This window comes from Ideonella benzenivorans, assembly GCF_020387415.1.
Lineage (GTDB): Bacteria > Pseudomonadota > Gammaproteobacteria > Burkholderiales > Burkholderiaceae_C > Ideonella > Ideonella benzenivorans.
Genome location: NZ_JAGWCB010000012.1, coordinates 472,266 through 497,649 on the forward strand (window position 1 = coordinate 472,266; position 25,384 = coordinate 497,649).

Sequence of the window (25,384 nt, forward strand, 5' to 3'; positions counted from 1 at the left end):
AACGCCGCGCCACGGGGGCCAGGATGACGCTGGAAACGCCTGCTTACCAGCTTCAGGCGTCGTAAACGATGCGCGCCTGACCCTCACGGGCCAGGGCCTTCCAGGCGGCCAGCGCCTCGTTGGTGGGCCAGAAGCGCCCCTGTTCGCCCAGGTCCACCTCGGCCACGGCCTGGGCTCGCTCGATGCGCACGCGCACCGGCAACCCCCGCACCAGGTTCTCGCCCTCGTCGGTGGTCTCCAACTGGGCCGGATGCTCGCGCAGCACCCCGGCCAGCGTGGCTGCCGGGCCTTGCAGGGCCACGCTCAGGTAGCGGCCGAAGCGCGCCCGCGCCGCGGCCAGGCTCCAGACCTGCTGCACGTTCAGACGCAGGCCGCCGGAGAAACGGTCCGGCTGGGCCTTGCCCTGCACGATGATCAGTTCGTCGTCGCGCAGCAGCTCCTTGTTCGCGTCCAGCAGTTCTTCATTGGCTACCGCCTCGATCGGCTCGCTCTTGTCGTCGAGCTGGAAGATGCCGACCCGCCCGCGCTGGCCGTTGATGATGCGCAGCCCGCCGACGATACCCGCCAGCAACTGCGGCTCGCGGCTGTCGATCAGGTCGGCGATGCGGCGCTTGCAGAACAGCCGCACCTCGGCCTCGTCCTCGTCGAACAGGTGACCCGACAGGTAAAAGCCCAGCGCGGTCTTCTCCTGGGCCAGGCGCTCGCGCACGCCCCAGGGCTCCACGGCCACCAGCGCGGGTTCCTGGCTCAGCGAACCGTGGTCGTCCTCACCACCGAAGTCGAACAGCCCGCCCTGCAGCGCATTGGCCGCCTGGGTCTCGGCCCAGTCGAAGGCCAGGCCGATGCTGGCCAGTGCGGCGGCCCGGTCCGGGTGCAGTTCATCGAAGGCGCCGGCCTTGATCAGGGCCTCGACCACCCGCTTGTTGACCTTGCCCTTGTCGACCCGGCTGCAGAAATTGAACAGGCTGGTGAACGGGCCCTCGGCCTCGCGGGCGGCCACGATGGCCTCGATCGCCCCCTGGCCCGTGCCCTTGATGGCCCCCAGGCCGTAACGGATGCCCTTGCGTCCCGCGTCCCCCGGCAGGGGCTCGAAGCGGTAGACGCCGCGGTTGACGCTGGGCGGCTCGCAACGCACGCCGAAGTTCTTGACCGCGTCGGTCAGCAGCACCTTGAGCTTGTCGGTGTCGCTGATTTCGATCGTCATGTTGGCCGCGAAGAACTCGGCCACGTAATGCACCTTGAGCCAGCCGGTGTGGTAGGCCAGCAGCGAGTAGGCGGCCGCGTGCGACTTGTTGAAGCCGTAGCCCGCGAACTTCTCCATCAGGTCGAACACCTCGTCGGCGTTCTCCTGGGTGATGCCCTTCTTGGCCGCCCCCTCGCGGAAGATCTGCCGGTGCTTGGCCATCTCCTCGAGCTTCTTCTTGCCCATGGCCCGGCGCAGCAGGTCGGCGCCGCCCAGGCTGTAGCCGCCCAGCACCTGGGCGCTCTGCATCACCTGCTCCTGGTAGACCATGATCCCGTAGGTCTCGGAGAGCACCTTCTCCAGCAGCGGGTGCGGGTAGATCACCTCTTCCCGCCCGTGCTTGCGGGCGATGAAGCTGGGGATCAGGTCCATCGGGCCCGGCCGGTAGAGCGCGTTCAGGGCGATCAGGTCCTCCAGCCGGCTGGGCTGGGCGTCGCGCAGCATGCTCTGCATCCCGCGCGATTCGAACTGGAACACCGCCTCGGTCAGGCCGTCGGTGAAGAGCTTGTAGACGGCCCGGTCGTCGAGCGGGATCTTCTCGAAGGCGAAGTCCTTCTGGTCCGGGTAGCGGGTGGTGATGAATTCCTTGGCCAGCTCCAGGATGGTCAGCGTGGCCAGGCCCAAGAAGTCGAACTTCACCAGGCCGATCTGCTCGACGTCGTCCTTGTCGAACTGGCTGACCGCCGATTCGCTGCCCGGCTGCTGGTAGAGCGGGCAGAAGTCGGTGATCTTGCCCGGCGCGATCAGCACGCCCCCGGCGTGCATGCCGATGTTGCGCACCATGCCTTCGACCCGCTCGGCCAGGCTCAGCAGCGCCGCCACCTCTTCCTCGGCCGCCTCGCGCTGTTCCAGCTCGGGCGCCTCCAGGCGGGCGTAGACCAGCTTGGGGTTGGGCTTCTCGGGCACCTTGGCCAGGGTCACATGCTTGCCCGGCGGCGCAGGGATCAGCTTGGCGATCGAATCGACATGGCCGAAGCCCATGCCCAGCACCCGGCCCACGTCGCGCAGCGCGGCCTTGGCGGCCATGGTGCCGAAGGTGGCGATCTGGCTCACCGCCTCGCGGCCGTAGCGCTCCTTGACGTACTCGATCACCCGGTCGCGGTTGCTCTGGCAGAAGTCCACGTCGAAGTCAGGCATGGACACCCGCTCCGGGTTCAGGAAGCGCTCGAACAGCAGGTTGTACTTCAGCGGATCCAGGTCCGTGATGTAGAGCGCATAGGCCACCAGCGAGCCCGCACCGGAGCCCCGGCCCGGCCCCACCGGACAGCCATTGGCCTTGGCCCACTTGATGAAGTCCGACACGATGAGGAAGTAGCCCGGGAACCCCATCTGCAGGATGGTGTTGAGCTCGAACTCCAACCGCTCGACATAGTGCGGCCGCTGGGCCTCGCGCTCGGCCGGGTCGGGGAACAGCAGCGCCAGCCGCTTTTCCAGGCCTTCGTAGGACTCCTGCCGCAGGAATTCGTCGATCGGCATGCGCGTGCCGTCCGACTGCACCGGCGTCGGGAAGTCCGGCAGGTAGTGCTTGCCCAGCACCAACGTCAGGTTGCAGCGCATCGCAATGCGCAGCGAATTGCTCAGGGCCGAAGGGATGTCGGCGAACAGGGCCGCCATTTCGGCCTGGCTCTTGAAGTACTGGTCCGGACAGAAGCGCTTGACGCGCCGCGGGTTGGCCAGCGTCTCGCCTTCGGCCACGCAGACCCGCGCCTCGTGGGCCTCGAAATCGTCCCGGGTCTGGAACTGCACCGGGTGCGTGGCCACCACCGGCAGTTGCAGCTCCGCGGCCAGCGGCACCGAGGCCCGCACCAGCGCCTCGTGGTGCGGCAGCCCGCCGCGCTGCAGCTCAATGTAGAAGCGGTCCGGGAAGAGTTCGGCCAGGGTCTTGGCCGCCAGACGGGCCCGGGCCGTGTCTCCGGCCAGCAGCGCCTGCCCCACCGGGCCAAATTCGGCCCCGGACAGCACGATCAGCCCCTCGCCCAGTTCCTGCAGCCAGTCCCAGCGGATCAGGGCCTGGTTGCGCTGGACGTTGCGCGTCCACGCCCGGGCCAGCAGCTCGGACAGGTTGTGGTAGCCGGCCACGTCCTGCACCAGCAACAGCAGGCGCCCCGGCGGGGCGTCGGGCGCGCAGGCCATGGGTTCGACCCAGGCGTCGCAACCGATGACCGGCTTGATGCCCTTGCCGCGGCAGGCCTTGTAGTGCTTGACCGCCCCGAACAGGTTGCTCAGGTCGGCGATGCCCAGCGCCAACTGGCCGTCCTCCTTGGCCGCCGCTGCCACATCGTCGATCCGCAAGGTCCCATCGACGACGGAGTATTCGGTGTGCAGGCGCAGGTGGACAAAGCTCATTGACGGGATTGTACGAAGCGGTCCGAACCCCACGAGCTAGGGGGGGCGGTGTCACGGCGAGGTCATGGGGGCTGGAAAGACTGGCCGCGCATTCCCAATCGACCCGATCCCCGAGGAGTTCCCATGTTTGTCCGTACCCTGGGTGCGGTGGCGCTGGCCTGCGCCGCCGCCCTGGCCCCTGCCCACGCCACCGTCACGCTGATCGCCCGCGGCACGCTCGACCTGCCGCAAGACCTGAGCGGCCTGACCAACACGCTGGAGAACGGCCAGTCGGCCAACCTGTTCGGCGGCATCGGCTCGGGCCTGGCCTGGGCAGGCGGCACCACCTTCCTGGCGCTGGGCGACCGTGGCCCGAACGCCGTGGCCTGGAACAGCGCCGTGGACGACACGACCAGCTGGATCCCGCGCTTTCACACGCTGGACCTGAGCCTGCAACCGGCCGTGGGCGGCTCCCTGCCCTACACGCTGCAAGCCACGCTGAAGGCCACCACGCTGCTGTGGAGCGACAGCGCCCTGAGCTATGGCCCGGCCACGCCGCTGGGGCCGGTGAGCACCCGGCACTACTTCTCGGGCCGCTCCGACAACTTCGCGGCCGGCACGAACTCGCTGGACCCCAGCTTCGCCCGCCTGGACCCGGAAGGTATCCGCGTCTCGCGCAACGGCAAGAACGTCTTCATCACCGATGAATACGGCCCCTACGTCTACGAGTTCAACCGCAAGTCAGGCCAGCGCACCCAGGTCTACAGCCTGCCGGCCGCCACTTTCGCGGTCAGCCAGCTGTCCTCGTCGGGCAGCGCCGAGATCAGCGGCAACACCAGCGGCCGCGTGGCCAACAAGGGCATGGAAGGCCTGGCCATCACGCCCGAAGGCAAGCACCTGGTGGGCTTCGTGCAAAGCCCGCTGATCCAGGACGGCGGTGACGGTGGCCGGGCCAACCGCCTCGTCTGGATCGATGTGTCCAGCGGCAAGGTCAAGCAGTACGCCTACGACAACTACATCCCGGCCAAGAGCAAGGCCTACAACAGCAGCGAGATCCTGGCCCTGAACAGCAAGGCCTTCCTGGTGCTGGAACGTGACGGCAAGGGCCTGGGCGATGGCAGCAGCGCCTCGGTCAAGCAGCTGTGGAAGGTGGACCTGACCAACGCCCAGGACGTCAGCACCTTGTCGGGTCAGGACGCCCTGCTGGCCAAGGCCCCGGCCAAGTCGCTGTTCCTGGACATCCGCGCCACGTTGAATGCCGCCGGCGTCACCGACGACCAAATCCCCGCCAAACTGGAGGGCATCGCCTTCGGCCAGGACGTGGTTGTCGACGGCAAGACCAAGCACACGCTGTACGTGGCCAACGACAACGATTTCCTGCCGACGGTCAACGGCCTGGCCAACCCGAACCAGTTCTTCGTCTTCGCCTTCGACGCGGATGATCTGGGCGGCACCGCCTTCGTGCCCCAGCACTTCGGGCCGCTCAAGCCCTGAGCATCAGCTGCAGCATCAGCTCCACCCTCGCCTTGGCGGGGGTGAGCACACCGGCCGACGGCAGGGCCCCTTCGGGCTGGCCCACCACGCCGCCGGCCCAGCAGCGGCTGGCGCGCCATACGGCCACGCCCTGCGCCTGGGCCACGCGCAGGGCCACTTCCAAGGCCGCGTGCAGGGTGCCGTTGCCGGTGCCTTCGGCCACCAGGCCGCGGCTGCCCAGCGCCACCAGCGCCGGCACCAGCGCCCCGTCGCAACCGGCATGGCTGGTCACGATGTCCACCCGGGGCCATTGCGCCACCGGCCGCTGCATGGCCACTTGCAAGGCGGCGGCCTCGCCCGGGTCGGCCTGCGGCCAGGCGCGCAGCGCCCGCACCTGCCCCTCCTGCACCAGGGCGACCGGGCCGGCCTCGTCGGCGGCGAAGGCATCGACGCGGTAGCCGTGCACCTTGCGCACGTCCTCCGGCCCCAGCACGCGCCCGGCCAGCACGCACAGCACGCCGCGGGTGCCTGGCGTGGCGGCCACGGTCACCGCGTCCAGCAGGTTCTGCGGGCCGTCGGGCATCAGGGCCGAGGCCGGCCGCATCGCCGCCGTCAGCACCACCGGCTTGGTCGCTGCCAGCACCCGGTGCAGGAACCAGGCGGTCTCCTCCAGCGTGTCGGTGCCGTGCGTGACCACCACGGCCTGCACGTCCTCACGCGCCAGTTCCTCGGCCACCGCAGCAGCCAGCTGCTGCCACAGCGCATGGCTCATGTCCTTGCTGTCCACCTGGGCCAGCTGACGGGCTTCCAGCGCATGGGCCGCCAGCGCCGGCACCGCGGCCACCAACTGGGCCACACCCAGTTGCCCAGCCTGGTAGCCCACGTTGTCGGCAGCGGCCGCCGCGGTGCCGGCAATGGTGCCGCCCGTGCCCAGGATCACGATGTGGCCAGAGGAATTGCTTGGCATTTCGAAAAGGTCTGGATAAAAATACAGATACTGGATACAACCTCAGCCCTGCTGCCCGTGGGGCCACCACCCATGATGGAAAGCCCCAAGCTCACCGCCCGCCAGCAGCAGATCCTGGATCTGGTGCAGAGCACGATCGAGCGCACCGGCGCACCCCCCACCCGGGCCGAGATCGCCGCCGAGTTGGGCTTCAAGTCGCCCAACGCGGCCGAGGAGCACCTGCAGGCCCTGGCCCGCAAGGGGGTCATCGAACTGGTGGGCGGCACCTCGCGCGGCATCCGGCTGCAGACGCAGACTTTACGCGCCCTCAACGAAGCCCGGGGCAAGCAGTACGCCCTGCCCTTGCCCAGCCTGTCGCAGCTGACACTGCCGCTGGTGGGCCGGGTGGCCGCCGGGCACCCGATCCTGGCGCAGGAGCACATCGACCAGACCTATGTGCTGGAGGCCAGCCTGTTTCCGCGCCGCCCGGACTACCTGCTCAAGGTGAAGGGCATGAGCATGCGCGACGCCGGCATCGTCGATGGCGATCTGCTGGCCGTGCAGAAGACACCCGAGGCCCGCAATGGCCAGATCGTCGTCGCGCGGCTGCACGACGAGGTCACCGTCAAGCGCTTCCAGCGCACCCGGGGTGGCATTGAGCTGCTGCCGGAGAACCCCGACTTCCAGCCCATCCATGTCGGCCCCGGGGAAGACGACTTCCACATTGAGGGCGTGGCTGTCGGGCTGGTGCGGCAGAACATGCTGATCTGAGCGGCCCACGGGGCGCGCTTCAGGCCGGGGTCAGCCGATCCCGCCGGGCCAGCGCGGGGAACCCGCGCCACCACAAGGCCACCACCAGCAGTGTCCCCACGCCGCCCAGCACCACGGCCGGCACCGGGCCCAGCCACGCCGCCACCGCCCCGGACTCGAATTCGCCCAGCTGGTTGCTGGCGCCGATGAACACCGAGTTGACCGCCGAGACCCGACCCCGCATGGCGTCGGGCGTCTCCAACTGCACCAGGGTCTGCCGGATCACCACGCTGACCATGTCGGCGGCCCCGGTCACCGCCAGGGCCAGAAAGGCCGGCCACAGGCTGCGCGAGAAGCCAAAGGCGATGGTGGCCAGGCCGAACACGGCCACCGACCCCAGCAGCCAGACGCCCGCCCGGTGCTGCAGCGGTCGACGGGCCAGCCACACCCCCACCACCACCGCGCCCAGCGCCGGGGCCGAACGCAGCAGACCCAGCGCCTCGGGGCCGCTGTGCAGGATGTCGCGCGCATAGATCGGCAGCAAGGCGGTGGCGCCCCCCAGCAGCACGGCGAACAGATCCAGCGAGATGGCGCCCAGCACCACCGGCTGGGCGCGAATGTAGCGGATGCCGGCCGTCAGTTCACGCCAGCCCGGCGATGGCGGGCGAGCGGCCATCGGTCGGGGCCGGATGCCCAGCACCGCCAGGATGGCCACCCCCAACAGCAGCCAGGAGGTGGCATACACCGCCGCCGCGCCCCAGAACTCGGCCGCCAACGGCCACCGAACCAGCGCCCGCCCCAGGGCCGGCCCGCTGCCGTACAGCACGCCCCCCAGCGCCGGCGCCAGCACCACCGCCGCCTGCATCGCCGAGCTGTTGGTGGCCACGGCCCGGGCCAGCAAGGGCGGCGGCACCAGCGTGGGCGTGAGCGCCTGCAGCGCCGGCATCTGGACCGCACGGGCCATGCCCAGCAGCACCGACAGCACCAGGATCAGCCCGGCGCTGACCGCCGCCCCCAGACTGGCCAGCGCCAGGATCACCGCAACCCCGCTCTGCAGCGACAGGCTCAGGGCCAGCAGGCGGCGCCGATCGTGGCGATCCACCAGATGCCCCGCCGGCAGGGTGAACAGCAGCGCCGGCAGGAACTGCACCAGCCCCACCAAGCCCAGTTGCCAGGCGCTGCGGGTCAGGTCGTACATCTGCCAGCCCAGCGCCACCATCAGCATCTGGTTGGCCGACGTGCCGGCGATGCGGGCGGTCAGGAGATGAAGGTAATCGGCCTGGTCGCGCAGACGCGGGCCGGCGGCGCCTTCCGCCAAGGCCAGAGAGGGTTCAGGGGACATCCGCTGCAGCTTAGCGCAGCAGGCCCTGGCCCCGCCGCCGCGGGGTCATGCCGCGGCAGGCGCGGCAGAGTTGCCCGGCAGCGATGCCGAGGTGGCCGCTGTGGGCCCTTCAGGCAGCTTGATGGGCTCGCTGCCCGTGGCCGCGGCGATTTCCGCCCGCAGCGCGTCGGCCAGGTCCTGGCTGGTCAGGCCCAGCACCCGCACATAGCGTTGGGCCGCCTGTTTCAGGGCCAACTGGGCCCTTGCCGGCGGCAGGCTGGCCGCGTCGATCAGCTCGTTGGCACAACTGGCGGCGTAGCGCAGCACATCCCCGTCGCCTTCGGCGGCCCGGTGGCCTTCGGCCGCGGCCACGCGGTGGATCATGCGCTGCACACTGGCGTCCAGTCCCCAGTGGCGGGCCACCGCCAAGCCCAGCTCGTCGGTGTCGACGCCCAGCACAGCATAGGACGCAGCTTCCGACGTGAGCCCCGGCTGGGCCGGCGTGCCGTCCTTGCCCGCGTCGATGTACTGCATCAGGCGCTGGATCTGGTGCGCCTGCTCCGGGAAGTGGTACTGCACCACCAGCCGGCCCAGGTTCTGCAACAGAGCGATCAGGTAGACCACCTCGCTGTCGTAGCCGGCGGGGGCCAGCCGCACGGCCAGCCGGCCGGCGCGGTGCACCCGGGCGATCAACGCCTCCATCTCGGCCGCGGCGGATTCGTTCATCGGCCCCGGCCAGCGCCGCAGGTTGAGCGCGGCACGCCGCACCCCGTCCAGGCCCAGCATCGCGATGGCACGCCGCAGCATCAACACCGGCCCGTCCCCACTGACCTGGGCGCTGTTCACCAGGCGCAACAACTCGAAGGTCAGCGCCATGTCCTGCAGGACGACATCGGCCAGCTCGCTGGTGCGGCTGTTGTCCATCAGCGCCAGATGGGCCACCCGTTCGGTGGCCCCGGGCTGCGCCGGCAGCACACCCGCGGCCTGGATGCGGTCCATCAGCAGGGCCAGCGGGCCGCCATCCTGTTCCGACTGGGTCCGCAGCCAGCCCTCCAGCGCGTTCTGCAGCGTGCGCGCATTGCGGTAGCGGTGGCGTGGCTGCCGATCCGTCGCCCGGTTCACGATGGCGCGCAGCGGGTCGGGAATCGGACGGGCCAGGGCCCAGGGCATGCGCACGATCTCGTTGCCGACCGGGGGCATGCGGCTCACCACGCGGGTGAGGTCCGGCTCGTCCAGTGGCGGTTGGCCCGCCAGGGCATGGTGCATGACCAGCCCCAGGGCCAGCACGTCGCGTTCAGCGGACTCCCGCACGGCGCGCAGCTCCTGCATGGCCCCCTCGCGGGCTGCGATCACTTCACGGCCAGCCACTTCCAGCCCCATCAACACCGGGTGGCCCGCCTCGCTCAGGCCCAGCATCCAGGGCTCGATGTCGCCATGGATCACCCCCGCCTCATGGGCATAGGCCAGCCCCTGGGCGATGCCGGCCGCCCAGGCGGCCACCTCCAGCGGCGGCAGGCCCTCGCGGGTGAAACGCTCGCTCCAGGTGACCACCTCGGTGTGGTCGTACATCGCATAGGGCCAGCGCTCGTGTTCGCCGATCTCCAGCACCAGGGCCAGGTGGGGGTGCTCCAGCCGTCCGGCTCGGTGCACAGCCTGTTGCCAGGCCGCCGCGGCCGCCCCTTCCGGCTGCTTGCGCGGGATGGCCAACATGCATTCCCGCTGGTTGCGGGTGTCGCTGGCCGCCCACATCATGGTCCGCTCGCTCTTGCCCAGCAAACGCAGCAACTGGAAGCGCCCGAACATGCGCGCGCCCCCCGCCGAACCGGGCTTGGCGGCCGAAGCGTTGTCTGGCGAAGAGGAGGCAGCGCTGGGAGACATGATGCAGAAACGTCGATCTGGCCTCGATTGGACCTCCAAACCCTGCGCGACGAGGCGCGGATCTGGCAGGAAAATCGACGCCAGTTTGGCATGCGGGCGCCACGCTCGACAAACCCCGCCACCGCCAACGCGACTTTGACCTTTGTGTCAGAATTCCCCCGACCCGGCCTTCCGGTCCCGGTCTCTGTGGTCTTTTCTGCAGAGAGGCCGCCGGTGGCCCGCCGCGGCCACCCCTTAGGAAAACTTCCATGAGCAGCGAACTGATCAAGCACATCACCGACGCTTCGTTCGAAGCCGACGTTCTGAAATCGGGCAAACCCGTCCTGGTGGATTACTGGGCAGAATGGTGCGGCCCCTGCAAGATGATTGCCCCCATCCTGGACGAAACCGCCAAGGAATATGGCGAGCGTCTGCAGATCGCCAAGATGAATGTCGACGAGAACCGCGAAGTGCCGGCCAAATTCGGCATCCGCGGCATCCCCACCCTGATGCTGTTCAAGGACGGTCAGCTGGCCGCCACCAAGGTGGGCGCACTTTCCAAGGCCCAACTGGCCCAATTCCTCGACAGCCATCTATAATCTGGCCTGTCGCACTGGGGTTGGCTCTGTTTTTCAGGCCACCCCGTTGCTGCAAACAGGCTTGAGGCCGGCCACGTCCGGAGCCCACCGGCTCCACAACACGTGAGTTTCACGGCCCCCGTCCCCACCAACCGTTTCCACGCGCAGCGCGTGCCGTCCAGGCCGCGACCGGGCGTTCGCACCAGCGAACCTTGGCCGTGATCTGTGGCGGCGCTCAGCCCCTGCGACCGTGGCGCACCACCCCAAGGGTGACCCGATGCATCTTTCCGAACTGAAGGCGCTTCACGTCTCCGCGCTCATCACGATGGGCGAGGAACTGGAGATCGAAAACGTCGCCCGCCTGCGCAAGCAGGAGTTGATGTTCGCGATCATGAAGAAGCGCGCCAAGGCCGGCGAACAGGTGTTCGGCGATGGCGTGCTGGAAGTGCTGCCCGACGGCTTCGGCTTCCTGCGTTCGATCGACACCAGCTACATGGCGTCGACCGACGACATCTACCTGAGCCCAAGCCAGGTCCGACGCTTCAACCTCCACACCGGTGACCTGGTCGAAGGCGAGGTGCGCGTACCCAAGGATGGCGAGCGCTACTTCGCCCTGGTCAAGGTCGACCGCGTGAACGGCCTGAGCCCGGAGGAGAACAAGCACAAGATCATGTTCGAGAACCTGACGCCGCTCTTCCCGAAAGAGGCGTTCAAGCTCGAGCGTGACGGACTCAAGGCCGAGGAGAACATCACCGGCCGCATCATCGACCTGATCGCCCCGATCGGCAAAGGCCAGCGCGCGCTGCTGGTGGCCCAGCCCAAGACCGGCAAGACGGTGATGATGAAGCACATCGCCCATGCGCTGGTGGCCAACCACCCCGAGATCCACCTGATCGTGCTGCTCGTCGACGAGCGACCCGAAGAAGTGACCGAGATGATCCGCACCGTGCGCGGCGAGGTGATCAGCTCCACCTTCGATGAGCCGGCAGCCCGCCACGTGCAGGTGGCCGAGATGGTGATCGAGCGCGCCAAGCGCCTGGTGGAACTGGGCAAGGACGTGGTGATCCTGCTGGACTCGATCACCCGCTTGGCCCGTGCCTACAACAACGTGCTGCCCAGCTCCGGCAAGGTGCTGACCGGCGGTGTGGACGCCAATGCGCTGCAGCGCCCCAAGCGCTTCTTCGGCGCGGCCCGCAACGTGGAAGAAGGCGGCTCGCTGACCATCATCGGCACGGCCCTGATCGACACCGGCTCCAAGATGGACGAGGTGATCTACGAGGAGTTCAAGGGCACCGGCAACTGCGAAATCCACCTGGATCGCCGCATGGCCGAAAAGCGCGTCTACCCCTCGATCCTGATCAACAAGTCGGGCACCCGCCGCGAGGAGCTGCTGCTGAAGCCGGAGATCCTGCAGAAGACCTGGATCCTGCGCAAGCTGCTCTACAACATGGACGAGATCGAGGCGATGGAATTCGTCCTCGACAAGATGAAGGCCTCCAAGAACAACCTCGACTTCTTCGACATGATGCGTCGAGGGGGTTGATCGGAGGTCCCGCGGCTGGCGGCTTGCACCGCTGGCCACCAGCGCAGTCTCTGCGCTATAATCTGAAGTTTTCCGCTGTCGGAAAGTGCGTGGGGCATGGGGCCTTGCGTGGCTCCCGGCCGACCAGCGATGAAGGAAGGCGGCAACGCCTGTAGAGCGCCATGAAAGAAGGCATCCACCCGAACTACCGCGAAGTCTGCTTCGTGGATCTGTCCAACGGTTTCAAGTTCGTGACGCGCTCGTGCGCGCCGACCAAGGAAACGGTCAAGATGGACGACGGCCGCGAGCTGCCGCTGTTCAAGCTGGAAACCTCCAGCGAATCGCACGCTTTCTATACCGGTCAGCAAAAGAGCGTGGACACGCTGGGCGGTCGCGTCGAGAAGTTCCGCAACAAGTTTGCCCACGTCGGCCTCAAGAAGTGAGTCCACGGGTTCCGCTTCTGGCGGAACCTGCTTTGCGCAAGCAAGGAACAAGAGGCAGCCTCCGGGCTGCCTTTTTTTCGCCTGTACCTCGGCGCACGGCATGTTGCTGCAGCATGTCACCCTGTCGCCGGGCAGGCCCTCGCGTCCTGCCTGATGGGCTGTTTGGCATCATTCATCTGTGAACCACCCCACCCCTGCCGTCGTCCCGCAGCGCGCCGTCGAGCGACTGCCCCGCCTCGCCCTGCTGCTGTTCTGCGCCGCCTATCTGTTGCCCGGCCTGTTCGGGCGCGATCCCTGGCGCAACGCCGACCTCACCGCCTATGGCTATATGTGGGGTCTGGCCCGGGGTCGCATGGACTGGTGGGCGCCTGCGCTGGGGGGGCTGCCGCCTGAAACCGCCCTGCTGCCCCACTGGCTGGGGGCTTGGTCCGTCCAGTGGCTGGGGGGTTGGATCGACCCTGCCCTCGCCGCCCGCCTGCCGTTCATCGCCCTGCTGGCCATCACCCTGGCCCTGATCTGGTACGCCACCTACCACCTGGCCCGCACCGACGCGGCCCAGCCGGTGCCTTTCGCCTTTGGCGGAGAGGCCGCGCCGGTGGCCTACGCCCGCACGCTGGCCGATGGGGCCCTGCTGGCCACCATTGCCACACTGGGTCTGCTGCAACTGGGCCACGAGACCACACCGGAACTGATGCAACTGAGCCTGGTGGCGCTGTTCATCTGGGCCCTGGCGGCCGCTCCCACCAGCCGCTGGCGGGCTCCGCTGGCCGTGCTGCTGGCCCTGCCCGCTCTGGCCTTGTCTGGCGCCCCAAGCATGGCGGTCGCCCACGGCGTCATCGCCTGGCTCATCAGCCCCCGCTCGCGCTACGCCGGCATGCGGCGCATGGCGCCCTGGCTGGCCGGCGGCATCGCCACGGCGGCCCTGCTGGCCACCTGGACCCACGCCTGGCACTGGCGCGTCGACCTGCCCGGCCTGCCGGCGAGCACCGCGGGCTTTCTGCGCTTGCTGCTGTGGTTCACCTGGCCCGTGCTGCCGATGGCCGTGTGGACGGTCTGGCGCTGGCGCGGTCACTGGACCGAGCGGCACATCGCGATCCCGCTCGGCACGGTGCTGGTCAGCCTGCTGAGCGCCGCGGCGATGGGCGGCTCCGACCGCGCGCTGCTGCTGGGGGTGCCGGGGCTCGCCATTCTGGCGGCCTTCGCCCTGCCCACCCTCAAGCGGAGGGCCAGCGCGGCCATTGACTGGTTCTCGGTCTTCTTCTTCAGCCTCACGGCCCTGGCGGTCTGGGTGATCTACAGCTCGATGCAGCTGAACCTGCCGCCCAAGCCCCTGCAGCACCTCCAGCGTCTGGCCCCCGGCTTCGAACCTTCGTTCTCGGCCCCGTCACTGGCCTTTGCACTGGCAGGCACCGCCGCCTGGATCTGGCTGGTGCGCTGGCGCACCTCGCGCCACCGCCACCCCCTGTGGAAGAGCCTGGTCCTGCCGGCCAGCGGCGTGGCCTTGATCTGGCTGCTGACGATGACGCTGCTGCTGCCGGTCGTCAACTACGCCCGCAGCACCCGCCCGCTGGTGCAACAGATCGCCCAATGGGTGCCGGCAGACGATTGCATCCAGGCCCCCGGGCTGAGCCCCACACACGTGGCCGGCCTGGAAGTGTTCGGTGGTTATGCCGTCGAGGCGACGGAGCCGTCCCCGCGCCGCTGCGGCCACCTGCTGGTGATGACCCGCATGCCCAATCTGGCCCCGGCACCAGCGGGCTGGGAAGAGGTGACCCGGATGCGCCGCCCGGTGGACGCGCACGAGTACTTCACGCTTTACCGCCGAGTGCGCTGATCAGGAAGCCACCGGTTCGGCCGGCTGCTGCACGGTCTTGGCCTGCACCCGGCTGGCCGGGATCACCAGGGTGAAGCAGGAGCCGCGCCCCAGTTCGCTGGTGATGCGCAGCTCGCCGCCGTGGCGCTGCGCCACATGCTTGACGATGGACAGGCCCAGACCGGTGCCACCGGTCTCGCGGGAGCGGCTGCCGTCCACCCGGTAGAAGCGCTCCGCCAGACGCGGCAGGTGCTCCGGCGCGATCCCCGGGCCCGAATCCTGCACCCGCACCTCCAGCGCACCATCGGTCCGCGTGCCCGCGGTGACGCTGATGCGCCCCCCTTCGGGTGTGTAGCGGATCGCGTTGTTCACCAGATTGCCGATGCCGCTTTGCAACTCCGCCTCGCTGCCCGCGAGCTGCCAGTCCCCCCAGTCGAAGCTGAACTGGTGACGGCCCGCTGACAGGCCCCGCGCTTCCGACTCCACCGAGGCGCCGATGCGGGCCAGCGGATGCCACTGGTCAGCCGGTGGCCGGGGGCTGTCCTCCAGCCGGGCCAAGGCCAGCAAATCCCCCACCAGGGACTGCATGCGCTTGGTCTGCTGCGCCATCAAGCCCAGCACCCGCTGGCGTTCCACCTCGGTCAAGGGCAGCGAGGACATGGTTTCGACAAAACCGGCCAGCACGGTCAAGGGGGTGCGGATCTCATGCGACACATTGGCCACGAAGTCCCGGCGCATCTTGTCGGCCCGCTCGCGGGCCGTCACGTCCTGGGTCAACAGCAGGCGCTGCCCGTCGCCATAGGGGCGGACCACGATGGCAATCAGGCCACGGCCATCGGGCGCCGGAATGTGCACCGGCTGTTCGTGGTTACGCGCATGCAGGTGGGCCACGAACGCGGGCGAACGCACGAGATTGGTGATGCGTTGGCGCAGGTCGCGCTCGGCATCCAGGCCCAGGTGCTCGGCCGCCATCTGGTTGCACCATTCGATTTGCTCGCCGGCGTCGAGCATCAGCACGCCGTTGGGCGAGGCCTCGATGCCCTCCAGGAATTGGCGCAGCTGCTCGCGCTCGCGCTCGGTTTCCCGCTCGCGTCGTCGGATGGCCCGCTCAACCCGGGTGGTCAGCTCGCCCCAGAAGGCGCGCAGGTGGGGTGCGTCGGTGTCCTGCAGGCCACTGAGCCAACGCAGCAGCTGAGCGCCGCGCCAGCTGTCCAGCAAACACGCCAGGGCGACGGACACCCCCGCCCCGCTGGCGGCCCCCCACAGGGGCCAGCCGACCAAGCCGACCAGTTGCCCGCAGGCCAAGGTGCCGCCAACAACGACCAAAACGGCCAGGAGAACCCTGGGGGCCAGCCAGAACATTGCGTCTCCGAAAAGGCGGGGCCGGCTCTCAGGCCGACGGCGCCGCGACCTGCTGGGTCAGGCGATAGCCTGCCCCGCGCACGGTTTCGATCATCTGGGCGCAGCGCGCCGGCGTCAACGCCTCGCGCAGGCGCTTCACATGCACGTCGACCGTGCGCTCCTCGATGAACACATGGTCGCCCCAGACCCGGTCCAGCAACTGGGCACGGCTGTGCACCCGCTCCGGATGGGTCATCAGGAAATGCAGCAACCGGAACTCGGTGGGCCCCAGCTTCAGATCCGTGCCGTCGCGGCTGACACGGCGTGTGGAGGGATCCAGTCGCAGGCCGCCCACCTCGACCGCGGAATCAAGCGCTTCCGGCACACGCCGGCGCAGCACGGCCCGGATGCGGGCCAGCAGTTCCTGGGTCGAGAAGGGCTTGGTCAGGTAGTCATCGGCACCGGCATCCAGGCCCGCCACCTTGTCGCTCTCATCGGCCCGGGCCGTCAGCATGATGATGGGCAGTTCCTTGGTCCGCACCTCGCCGCGCCAGCGCCGGGCCAGGGCCACGCCGGATTGCCCCGGCAGCATCCAGTCCAGCAGCACCAGGTCCGGCAGCACCGCATCCACCGCCATCTGCGCCTGGTCGGCATTCTCGGCCAGCGTGACCTCGAAACCGGCGTGGCGCAGGTTGATGGCAATGAGTTCGGCAATCGCCGATTCGTCTTCAACCACCAGCACGGAAGGCATCTCGTGACCCCCTGGCTCAGTTGCGGGTGAGGGCCACGGTTTCGACAGCCTCCACCGGGTTGTGGCGCACGTCGGTGCCCTTGACGATGTAGATGATCTGCTCGGCCAGGTTCTTGGCATGGTCCCCCACGCGCTCAATGGCCTTGGCGACGAACACCAGGTCGATGCTGGCGGAGATGGTGCGCGGATCCTCCATCATGTAGGTGATCAGCTTGCGCATCATGCCGTCGAATTCCTGGTCGATTTGGTCGTCGTTCTTGATGACTTCCAGCGCCTGCACGGTGTCCAGGCGCGCGAACGCATCCAGGGCCTTGCGCAGCGAGGCGGTGGCCAGATTGGCCTCGAACGACACGTCCGACACCGGCAGGCGCAGGCGGCTGAACACCCCGGTGTTGAGCAGGCGCTGCACCGTGCGGGCGATGCGGGCCGCTTCGTCACCCACGCGCTCCAGGTTGCCGATGGTCTTCGAGATGGCGATCAGCAGGCGCAGGTCGCGCGCCGTCGGCTGGCGACGGGCGATGATGGCCGACAGATCGGCGTCGATCTCGACCTCCTGCTGGTTGACCCGTTCTTCCATCGCCAGCACCTGGCTGGCGGTCTCGCCGCTGTAGTTGGTCAGGGCGTAGATGGCCTGCGCCACCTGGGCCTCCACCAGGCCCCCCATTTCCAGCACGCGGGTGGATACCGCGCTCAGTTCTGCGTCGAACTGCGTGGAGAGATGCTTGTCCGTCATGGTCGTGATCCCCTGTCTTCCTGTTCCGCTCGATCAGCCGAAACGGCCGGTGATGTAGTCTTCCGTGTCCTTCTTCTTGGGCTTCATGAAGAGTTCACGGGTGGGGCCAAATTCGACCAGATCGCCCAGGTACATGTAGGCGGTGTAGTCGGACACGCGAGCGGCCTGCTGCATGTTGTGGGTCACGATGACCACGGTGTAGTCGTTCTTGAGCTCGGTGATGAGCTCCTCGACCTTGCCGGTGGAAATCGGGTCCAGTGCCGAGCAGGGTTCGTCCAGCAGCAGCACCTCCGGCTTGATGGCAATGCCACGTGCGATGCACAGACGCTGCTGCTGGCCGCCGGACAGGCCCGAACCGCTCTGACCCAGCTTGTCCTTGACCTCGTTCCACAGCGCCGCCTTCTTCAGCGCCCATTCAACCCGCTCGTCCATCTCGACGCGCGAGAGGTTTTCGAACAGCTTCACCCCAAAGGCGATGTTGTCGTAGATCGACATCGGGAACGGGGTGGGCTTCTGAAAGACCATGCCGACCTTGGCACGAATCAGCGAGACGTCCAGCTTGGTGTCGAGCACGTTTTCGCCATCGACCAGGATCTCGCCCTCGGCCCGCTGCTCGGGGTAGAGCTCGAACATGCGGTTGAAGGTGCGCAGCAGGGTGGACTTGCCGCAGCCCGACGGTCCGATGAAAGCCGTGGCCTTCTTCTCGGGGATCTCGAGATTGATGTGCTTGAGCGCGTGGAAGCTGCCGTAGTAGAAGTTCAGGTCCCGCACCGAGATCTTGGCTTTCTCGGTCACGCTGGTATCGACTTTTGCGTCCATGACGGTTTACCGGTGAAGGTTCACTGTTGCTTGCGGAAGAAGACCCGCGCGAAGATGTTGAGCGCCAACACGCCCATCGTGATCAGGAAGACGCCGGCCCAGGCCAGCTTCTGCCAGTTCTCGTAGGGGCTCATGGCGAACTTGAAGATCGTCACCGGCAGGCTGGCCATCGGCTGGCTCAGGTCGGACGACCAGAACTGGTTGGACAGGGCGGTGAACAGCAGCGGCGCGGTCTCGCCCGAGACACGGGCCAGCGCCAGCAGCACCCCGGTCACCACACCGGAGCGGGCCGAGCGCAGCGTCACCGACAGGATCACCTTCCACTTGGGCGTGCCCAGCGCATAAGCCGATTCGCGCAGGGCGTTGGGCACCAGGCTCAGCATGTTCTCGGTGGTGCGGATGACCACCGGGATCACGATCAGGGCCAGCGCCAGCACCCCGGCCCAACCTGAGAAGCTCCTCAGCGGAGCGACGACCACCGAGTAGATGAACAGGCCGATCACGATCGACGGGGCCGACAGCAGGATGTCGTTGATGAACTGGGTCACCCGGCCCAGCCAGCTGCGCTGACCGTACTCGGCCAGGTAGATGCCGGCCATCATGCCCACCGGTGTGCCGATGGCCGTGGCCAGGGCCACCATCATCAGCGAGCCGTAGATCGCGTTGGCCAGCCCCCCCACCTCGTCCTGAGGCGGCGGCGTCATCTCGGTGAATACCGACAGCGCCAGCCCGCCCATGCCCAGGCGGACGGTCTCCCACAAAATCCACAACAGCCAGAACACGCCGAAGGCCATGGCGCCCAGCGAAAGGGCCAGGGCCACCGCGTTCACGCGCTTGCGGCGGCTGTGCAGGGCCATGCGCCCCGCGTCCAGATTGGCCAGGCTCACGAGCGGCTCCCTTCATTCTTCTTCAGGCGCACCAGCAGCAGCTTGGACATCGCCAACACCACGAACGTGATGAAGAACAGCACCAGACCCAGGTAGATCAGGGCGGCCTGGTGCAGGCCCTCGCCGGCCTCGGCGAATTCGTTGGCCAGGGCCGAGGTGATGCTGTTACCTGGCTCGAACAGCGACAGCGTGGTCAACTGATTCATGTTGCCGATCACGAAGGTGACCGCCATGGTCTCCCCCAGCGCCCGGCCCAGGCCCAGCATGATGCCCCCGATCACACCGCTCTTGGTGTAAGGCAGCACCACGCGCGAAACCACCTCCCAGGTGGTCGAGCCCAGTCCGTAGGCGGACTCCTTGAGCATCGGCGGGGTCACTTCGAACACGTCCCGCATCACCGAGGCGATGAACGGGATGATCATGATTGCCAGGATGATGCCGGCCGACAGCATGCCCAGGCCGACCGGCGGACCGGAGAACAAGGTGCCCACGACCGGCACGCCACCAAAGGCGTTTTGCAGCGGTTGCTGCACATAGGTGGCCAGCAGCGGCCCGAAGACCAGCAGACCCCACATGCCATAAACGATGGAAGGCACGGCCGCCAGCAGTTCGATGGCCACGCCCAGGGGACGCTTGAGCCACTGCGGCGACAGTTCCGTCAGGAAAACGGCGATGCCGAAACTCACTGGCACCGCGATCAGCAGCGCGATGAACGAGGTCATCAGCGTGCCGTAAATCATCACCAGGCCGCCATATTGGTCCTCAACAGGATCCCACTCGCTGCGCCACAGGAAGGACAGCCCGTATTCACGGATGGCTGGCATCGCGCCCGCCACCAGCGAGCCCAGGATGCCCAGCAACAGGGCCAATGTCAGCCAGGCTGCACCATGGGCGGCCAACGAAAACAGACGGTCTGCCCAGGGGATGCGCACACGGCGCGGCGCCGGCCGTCCGGCGGGAGAAGTTCTAGCCATCGCTCCATCAGTTGGTATGGGGGTGGCAGGCATCGTAGCAGTCACGTTCGCAGCTCCGTGGGTGCGCGCAGAGACCGGCTGCCCCCGAAGGAGCAGCCGGCACCTTGCCGCAAGGCAGTCTGGTCTGAAGACCGATTACTTGGAGGACACAACCTTGCCCGAGCCGTCCTTGATTTCAGTCCAGGACTTGCGGATCAAGCCCTTGACCGAATCCGGCATCGGCACGTAGTCCAGATCGGCGGCCATCTTGTCGCCGTTGGCGTACGACCAGTCGAAGAACTTCAGGGCGGCGGTCGCCTGTTGCGGCTTGGCCTGCACCTTGTGCATCAGGATGAAGGTGGCACCGCTGATCGGCCAGGCTTCCTTGCCCGATTGCTCGGTCAGGACCTGGTAGAACGACTTCTCCCACGAAGCACCGGCCGCAGCGGCCTTGAAGCTGCTGTCGTCGGGCTGAACGAAGTTGCCGTCCTTGTTCTTCAGCGAGACGTGCTGCATCTTGTTCTGCTTGGCATAGGCGTACTCGACATAGCCGATCGAGTTCTGCAGACGCATCACATAGGACGACACGCCTTCGTTGCCCTTGCCGCCCACGCCGGCCGGCCAGTTGACAGCGGTGCCTTCACCGACCTTGGCCTTCCAATCCGCGCTGACCTTCGACAGGTAGTTGGTGAACAGGAAGCTGGTGCCCGAACCGTCGGCACGGTGGACCACGGCGATCTGGGTGTCCGGCAGCTTCACGCCCGCGTTCAGAGCCTTGATGGCGCCGTCATTCCAGCGGGTGACCTTGCCCAGGAAGATGTCGGCCAGCACCGGGCCGGTCAGCTTCAGTTGGCCGGGCTTCAGGCCCGCGATGTTGACCACCGGCACCACGCCGCCCATCACGGTCGGGAACTGCAGCAGGCCGTCCTTGGCCAGGTCCTCGTCCTTCAGCGGCATGTCCGACGCGCCGAAGTCGACGGTCTTGGCCTTGATCTGCTTGATGCCAGCGCCCGAGCCGACCGACTGGTAGTTGATGCGGACGCCCGTGGCCTTGTGATAGGCATCGGCCCACTTGGCATACACCGGAGCGGGGAAGGAAGCGCCAGCGCCAGTCACGTCCTCGGCCGAAGCAGCCGTGGCCACCACGAGGGCGGCACCCGCCAGGGCGAAGCGAACGAAAGAAGAAACCATGAGACAGACCTTTCGTCAGTGAAGCCGGACTCACCGGCACATGCAGCCACTGTAGAAAGGCTTTGTGACATGCTCATGACACATGACAGTAACCCCCAAAGGCGCCATCAAGTTGTCACATGGCTGTCATAAATGGCCTCGAATCCATATGGATCAATGACTTAGTCGTCACCGCGCACCGCGGCAGCCAACTGTTCGGCCGCCTGGCGAGCCCGCGCGGCGTCACGGGCCTCGACCATCACACGCAGCACCGGTTCGGTGCCGGACGGGCGAATCAGCACCCGCCCCGCCCGGCCCAGGCCGGCAGAGATCTCGGCCGACAGGCTGGCCAGGCGAGCGTTCTGCCGCCAGTCCTCGCCCTCCTTCAGCCGGACATTGATCATCGTCTGGGGGTAAAGCGTGACGGCCGACAGCAACTCGGGCAGGCTTCGCCCACTGTGCTGAACCGCCTGCAGCACCTGCAACGCGCTGACGATGCCGTCGCCGGTGCTGTGGCGATCCAGGGCCAGCAAATGCCCCGAGCCCTCGCCGCCCAGCAGCCAACGGCGGGCGGCCAGCTCCTCCAACACGTAGCGGTCACCCACCTTGGCCCGCACCAGCTCAATGCCCTGCTCCGCCAGGGCCACCTCGACCGCCATGTTGGTCATCAGGGTGCCCACCACGCCGGGCACGGCTTCGCCCTTGGCCTGGCGGTCCATGGCCATCACGTAAAGCAGCTCATCGCCGTTGTAGAGCCGCCCATTCCGGTCCACCAGCTGCAGCCGGTCCGCGTCCCCATCCAGCGCGATGCCGAAGTCGGCGCCCTGTTCCTTCACCGCCGCCACCAGTGCGGCCGGCGAGGTGGCCCCCACGCCCGCGTTGATGTTCATCCCGTTGGGGGCGCAGCCGATCGAACTCACCTCGCCGCCCAGTTCGTGAAACACGGCCGGAGCCACCTGGTAGGCGGCCCCATTGGCCGCATCCACCACGAACTTCAGACCCTTGAGGTTCAATTCGCCGCTGACCGTGCTTTTGCAGAACTCGATGTAGCGGCCCTGCGCATCATCCAGCCGGCGGGCGCGCCCCAGACGGGCCGAATCCACCCAGGCCGGCGCCTCTGCCAGTGCCTGCTCCACGGCCTCCTCCCAGGCGTCGGGCAGCTTCTCCCCCTTGGCCGAAAAGAACTTGATGCCGTTGTCCGGGAAGGCGTTGTGCGAGGCACTGATCACCACCCCCAGGTCCAGCCGCAACGCACGGGTGAGGTAGGCCACGCCCGGCGTCGGCAGCGGCCCCGTCAGCAGCACGTTGACCCCCGCCGAGGCGAACCCCGCCTCCAGGGCCGACTCCAGCATGTAGCCGGAAATGCGCGTGTCCTTGCCGATCAGCACCGTGAGGCGCCGCCCCTGGGCCTCGCGCAGCAGCACCTGGCCCACCGCGTGCCCCAGGCGCAACGCGAAGTCGGGGGTGATGGGGAACTGGCCCACGGTGCCGCGGATGCCATCGGTGCCGAAATACTGTCGTGCCATGTCGTCTCGAAACGAAAAGAAGGGAAAGAAGGCTCAGACGATGGTGTCGGCCCCGACGCAGCCCGGCATGCCAGCCGCCCGCCAGACCTTCAGCGCATCCACGGTGGCCGCCACATCGTGCACCCGCACCACCTGCGCCCCGTTCACCACGGAGGCGAGGGCTGCCGCCACGCTGGCAGCCAGCCGCTGGTCCACCGCTCGCCCGGTGAGGTTGCCCAGCGTGCGCTTGCGCGACCAGCCCACCAGCAGCGGCCGCCCCAGCACCAGCAGCTGCGCCTGATGCCGCAGCAGGGTCAGGTTGTGCACATCGGTCTTGCCAAAGCCATAGCCAGGGTCCAGGGCGATGCGATCCGCGGCCACGCCGGCGGCCACCAACGTCGCGAGGCGCCGAGCCAGATCCGCCGCAACATCGGCCACCACGTCGTCATAGTGCGGGGCGGCCTGCATCGTGGCAGGCTCGCCCTGGCGGTGCATCAGGCAGACCCCGGCCTGCCCAGCCTCGGCCACCACCGCCAGTGCGCCCGGCCGGTCCAGGGACCGCACATCGTTGATGATGTCCGCCCCAGCCGCCAGCACCTCGGCCATCACCTCAGGCTGACTCGTGTCCACCGACACCGGCACCCCCAGCGTCACCGCATGCCGCACCACCGGCAGCACACGGGCCACCTCGTCGCGCCAATGGGGCGACACCGAGCCCGGGCGGGTCGACTCCCCACCAATGTCCAGGATGTCCACCCCTTCGGTCAGCAACGCGTCGCAACGGGCACAGGCATCTTCCGGGCGGAAGAACTGTCCCCCATCGGAAAAAGAATCCGGGGTTGCGTTGACGATACCCATCACGCGCGGCTGGCGCAGATCGATCAGAAAGCGGGCGGTCTGCCAGAACATCAGAAGGCTCGGGAAAAGAAACCTTGGGAACAGAAACAGGCAACGGGGCCCAAGGGCCCCGTTGTCGCATCAGCACAGCGGACGGTCAGGCAGCAGCCGGTGCGCCATCGGTGTTGACTGGCGGGGTCGGGCCGCTGCCAGTCTTGTTGCTGTTGGGTGTCCAGTCCTTGGGCGGCCGCGGCGGCTTGCCACCCATGATGTCCTCGATCTGGTCGCTGTCGATGGTTTCCCACTCCAACAAGGCCTTGGCCATCGCGTGCATCTTGTCCTGGTTGTCCTCGATCAGCTGACGCGCCGCAGCGTACTGCTCGTCGATGATCTTGCGGATCTCCTGATCCACCTTGCGCATCGTCTCTTCGGACATCGTGGTGGTCTTGGTCACCGAACGGCCAAGGAACACCTCGCCCTCGTTCTCGGCATAGACCATCGGCCCCAGCTCATCGGTCATGCCATAGCGGGTGACCATGTCCCGGGCGATCTGCGTGGCCCGCTCGAAGTCGTTGCTGGCGCCGGTGGTCATCTGGTGCATGAACACCTCTTCGGCGATGCGGCCACCGAAGAGCACCGAGATGGTCGAGAGCATGCGCTCCTTGTCCATGCTGTAGCGGTCGCCTTCGGGCAGCTGCATCGTCACGCCCAGCGCCCGGCCGCGCGGAATGACCGTGACCTTGTGCACCGGGTCGGTCTTGGGCAGCAGCCGTGCCACCAGGGCATGGCCCGCCTCGTGGTAGGCGGTGTTGCGTCGCTCGTCCTCGGGCATGACCATGGACTTGCGTTCCGGGCCCATCATGATCTTGTCCTTGGCCCGCTCGAAGTCGATCATCTCGACCACGCGGCCGTTGCGCCGGGCGGCAAACAAAGCCGCCTCATTGACCAGATTGGCCAGATCCGCGCCGGAGAACCCCGGCGTGCCACGGGCCAGGATGTCGGCCCGGATGTCCTGACCGACCGGCACCTTGCGCATGTGCACATTCAGGATCTGCTCGCGGCCCCGCACATCGGGCAGGGTCACGTAGACCTGGCGGTCGAAGCGCCCCGGGCGCAGCAGGGCCGGATCCAGGATGTCAGGCCGGTTGGTGGCCGCCATCACGATCACGCCCAGGTTGGTTTCGAAGCCGTCCATCTCGACCAGCATCTGGTTGAGGGTCTGCTCGCGCTCGTCGTTGCCGCCGCCCAGACCGGCACCACGGTGGCGACCGACGGCGTCGATTTCGTCGACGAAGATGATGCACGGCGCGCTCTTCTTGGCCTGCTCGAACATGTCGCGCACGCGGGCCGCGCCCACGCCGACGAACATTTCCACGAAGTCAGAGCCCGAGATGCTGAAGAACGGCACCTTGGCTTCGCCAGCGATGGCCTTGGCCAGCAGCGTCTTGCCGGTGCCCGGAGGGCCGACCAGCAGCACGCCACGCGGGATGCGGCCGCCCAGCTTCTGGAACTTCTGCGGGTCCTTCAGAAAATCGACCAGTTCCTTAACCTCTTCCTTGGCCTCGTCGCAGCCGGCGACGTCAGCGAAGGTGGTCGAGTTGTTGGCCTCGTCCAGCATGCGGGCCTTGGACTTGCCAAAGCTGAAGGCCCCGCCCTTGCCGCCCCCCTGCATCTGACGCATGAAGTAGATCCAGACGCCGATCAGCAGCAGCATCGGCCCCCAGGAGACCAGCAGGCTGGTCAACAGCGAGGGCTCCTCACGGGGGCGCACGTCGAACTTGACGCCGTTGTTGATCAGGTCACCGGTCAGGCCCCGGTCCAGCAACGTGCCGGTGGTGCGGATCTTGTTGCCATCGGTGGTGACGGCCGTGATGTCGATGCTGCCCATCCCATCCTGGATGGTCACGCTCTTGATGTGCTTGTCGCGGACTTCCTGCAGGAACTCCGAGTAGCCGACCTGCTGTCCCTGGACGGAGACCCGGTCGAACTGCTTGAACACGGTGAAAAGCACCAGGGCGATCACCAACCAAACGGCGATCTTGGAAATCCATTGATTGTTCACCGCGGCTCCTTCAGAAGATCCATTGCGCGCTGCCGCCCGTCATGTCGTTTGGCAC

The 25,384-nt window shown here is 67.5% G+C and carries 20 protein-coding genes; 6 read left to right on the top strand and 14 right to left on the bottom strand.

Annotated features, from left to right (window positions below; genetic code table 11):
- Window positions 1-52: 52 nt before the first annotated feature.
- Window positions 53-3,589 carry a DNA polymerase III subunit alpha gene (gene dnaE, locus KGA65_RS14970; RefSeq protein ID WP_225863906.1) on the bottom strand — a complete coding sequence of 1,179 codons (3,537 nt, stop codon included), beginning with the start codon at window positions 3,587-3,589 and terminating at the stop codon, window positions 53-55.
- Window positions 3,590-3,712: 123 nt separating this feature from the next.
- On the opposite strand from dnaE, the gene KGA65_RS14975 reads away from it, so the two are divergent.
- Window positions 3,713-5,062, top strand: a complete 1,350-nt coding sequence (locus KGA65_RS14975; protein ID WP_225863907.1) for an esterase-like activity of phytase family protein — start codon at window positions 3,713-3,715, stop codon at window positions 5,060-5,062.
- On the opposite strand, the gene KGA65_RS14980 is transcribed toward KGA65_RS14975, so the two are convergent.
- On the bottom strand, window positions 5,052-6,008 hold the full coding sequence (locus KGA65_RS14980; RefSeq protein WP_225863908.1) for an asparaginase: 957 nt from the start codon (window positions 6,006-6,008) through the stop codon (window positions 5,052-5,054). The genes KGA65_RS14975 and KGA65_RS14980 overlap by 11 nt on opposite strands.
- A 72-nt stretch (window positions 6,009-6,080) precedes the next feature.
- Between KGA65_RS14980 and lexA the strand changes: the two genes are divergently transcribed.
- Complete coding sequence (gene lexA / locus KGA65_RS14985; protein ID WP_225863909.1) at window positions 6,081-6,758, top strand: transcriptional repressor LexA; 678 nt, start codon at window positions 6,081-6,083, stop codon at window positions 6,756-6,758.
- Between the two features lie 19 nt (window positions 6,759-6,777).
- Here the strand turns inward: lexA and KGA65_RS14990 are convergent, their stop codons facing one another.
- On the bottom strand, window positions 6,778-8,079 hold the full coding sequence (locus KGA65_RS14990; protein ID WP_225863910.1) for an MFS transporter: 1,302 nt from the start codon (window positions 8,077-8,079) through the stop codon (window positions 6,778-6,780).
- A 45-nt stretch (window positions 8,080-8,124) separates the two neighbouring features.
- Window positions 8,125-9,936 carry an HDOD domain-containing protein gene (locus KGA65_RS14995; protein WP_225863911.1) on the bottom strand — a complete coding sequence of 604 codons (1,812 nt, stop codon included), beginning with the start codon at window positions 9,934-9,936 and terminating at the stop codon, window positions 8,125-8,127.
- A gap of 248 nt (window positions 9,937-10,184) precedes the next feature.
- Here KGA65_RS14995 and trxA point away from each other — a divergent pair, with 248 nt between their 5' ends.
- The 4 genes from trxA to KGA65_RS15015 all read left to right on the top strand — a co-directional run bounded on the left by trxA (window position 10,185) and on the right by KGA65_RS15015 (window position 14,292).
- On the top strand, window positions 10,185-10,514 hold the full coding sequence (trxA, locus tag KGA65_RS15000; protein WP_225863912.1) for a thioredoxin TrxA: 330 nt from the start codon (window positions 10,185-10,187) through the stop codon (window positions 10,512-10,514).
- 256 nt (window positions 10,515-10,770) lie between these two features.
- Window positions 10,771-12,036 (top strand): transcription termination factor Rho, encoded by a 1,266-nt coding sequence (gene rho / locus KGA65_RS15005; protein WP_225863913.1) that lies wholly within the window; start codon window positions 10,771-10,773, stop codon window positions 12,034-12,036.
- 161 nt (window positions 12,037-12,197) lie between these two features.
- Window positions 12,198-12,458 (top strand): type B 50S ribosomal protein L31, encoded by a 261-nt coding sequence (locus KGA65_RS15010; RefSeq protein ID WP_225863914.1) that lies wholly within the window; start codon window positions 12,198-12,200, stop codon window positions 12,456-12,458.
- A 178-nt stretch (window positions 12,459-12,636) separates the two neighbouring features.
- Window positions 12,637-14,292, top strand: a complete 1,656-nt coding sequence (locus KGA65_RS15015) for a glycosyltransferase family protein (RefSeq protein WP_225863915.1) — start codon at window positions 12,637-12,639, stop codon at window positions 14,290-14,292.
- Here KGA65_RS15015 and phoR read toward each other — a convergent pair whose 3' ends face one another.
- The 10 genes from phoR to ftsH form a co-directional block, all read right to left on the bottom strand.
- Complete coding sequence (gene phoR, locus KGA65_RS15020) at window positions 14,293-15,633, bottom strand: phosphate regulon sensor histidine kinase PhoR (RefSeq protein WP_225863916.1); 1,341 nt, start codon at window positions 15,631-15,633, stop codon at window positions 14,293-14,295.
- 28 nt (window positions 15,634-15,661) lie between these two features.
- Entirely contained in the window at window positions 15,662-16,363 is a 702-nt protein-coding gene (gene phoB / locus KGA65_RS15025; RefSeq protein WP_225863917.1) for a phosphate regulon transcriptional regulator PhoB, read from the bottom strand.
- Between the two features lie 16 nt (window positions 16,364-16,379).
- A complete protein-coding gene (phoU, locus tag KGA65_RS15030; protein WP_225863918.1) occupies window positions 16,380-17,096 on the bottom strand; it encodes a phosphate signaling complex protein PhoU in 717 nt (238 codons plus the stop codon).
- 33 nt (window positions 17,097-17,129) lie between these two features.
- A complete protein-coding gene (gene pstB / locus KGA65_RS15035) occupies window positions 17,130-17,915 on the bottom strand; it encodes a phosphate ABC transporter ATP-binding protein PstB (RefSeq protein WP_225863919.1) in 786 nt (261 codons plus the stop codon).
- 20 nt (window positions 17,916-17,935) lie between these two features.
- Window positions 17,936-18,802, bottom strand: coding sequence for a phosphate ABC transporter permease PstA (gene pstA, locus KGA65_RS15040; RefSeq protein ID WP_225863920.1), 867 nt, complete (start codon window positions 18,800-18,802; stop codon window positions 17,936-17,938).
- Window positions 18,799-19,776, bottom strand: a complete 978-nt coding sequence (gene pstC / locus KGA65_RS15045; RefSeq protein ID WP_225863921.1) for a phosphate ABC transporter permease PstC — start codon at window positions 19,774-19,776, stop codon at window positions 18,799-18,801. Before pstC ends, pstA begins: the two co-directional genes overlap by 4 nt.
- Window positions 19,777-19,911: 135 nt before the next feature.
- Window positions 19,912-20,946 (bottom strand): phosphate ABC transporter substrate-binding protein PstS, encoded by a 1,035-nt coding sequence (gene pstS, locus KGA65_RS15050; RefSeq protein WP_225863922.1) that lies wholly within the window; start codon window positions 20,944-20,946, stop codon window positions 19,912-19,914.
- Window positions 20,947-21,107: 161 nt separating this feature from the next.
- On the bottom strand, window positions 21,108-22,451 hold the full coding sequence (gene glmM, locus KGA65_RS15055; RefSeq protein ID WP_225863923.1) for a phosphoglucosamine mutase: 1,344 nt from the start codon (window positions 22,449-22,451) through the stop codon (window positions 21,108-21,110).
- Window positions 22,452-22,484: 33 nt separating this feature from the next.
- The gene (folP, locus tag KGA65_RS15060) at window positions 22,485-23,339 is read right to left on the bottom strand and encodes a dihydropteroate synthase (protein WP_225863924.1); all 855 of its coding nucleotides are present in this window, start codon (window positions 23,337-23,339) and stop codon (window positions 22,485-22,487) included.
- Between the two features lie 85 nt (window positions 23,340-23,424).
- On the bottom strand, window positions 23,425-25,329 hold the full coding sequence (ftsH, locus tag KGA65_RS15065; protein ID WP_225863925.1) for an ATP-dependent zinc metalloprotease FtsH: 1,905 nt from the start codon (window positions 25,327-25,329) through the stop codon (window positions 23,425-23,427).
- Window positions 25,330-25,384 lie beyond the last annotated feature (55 nt).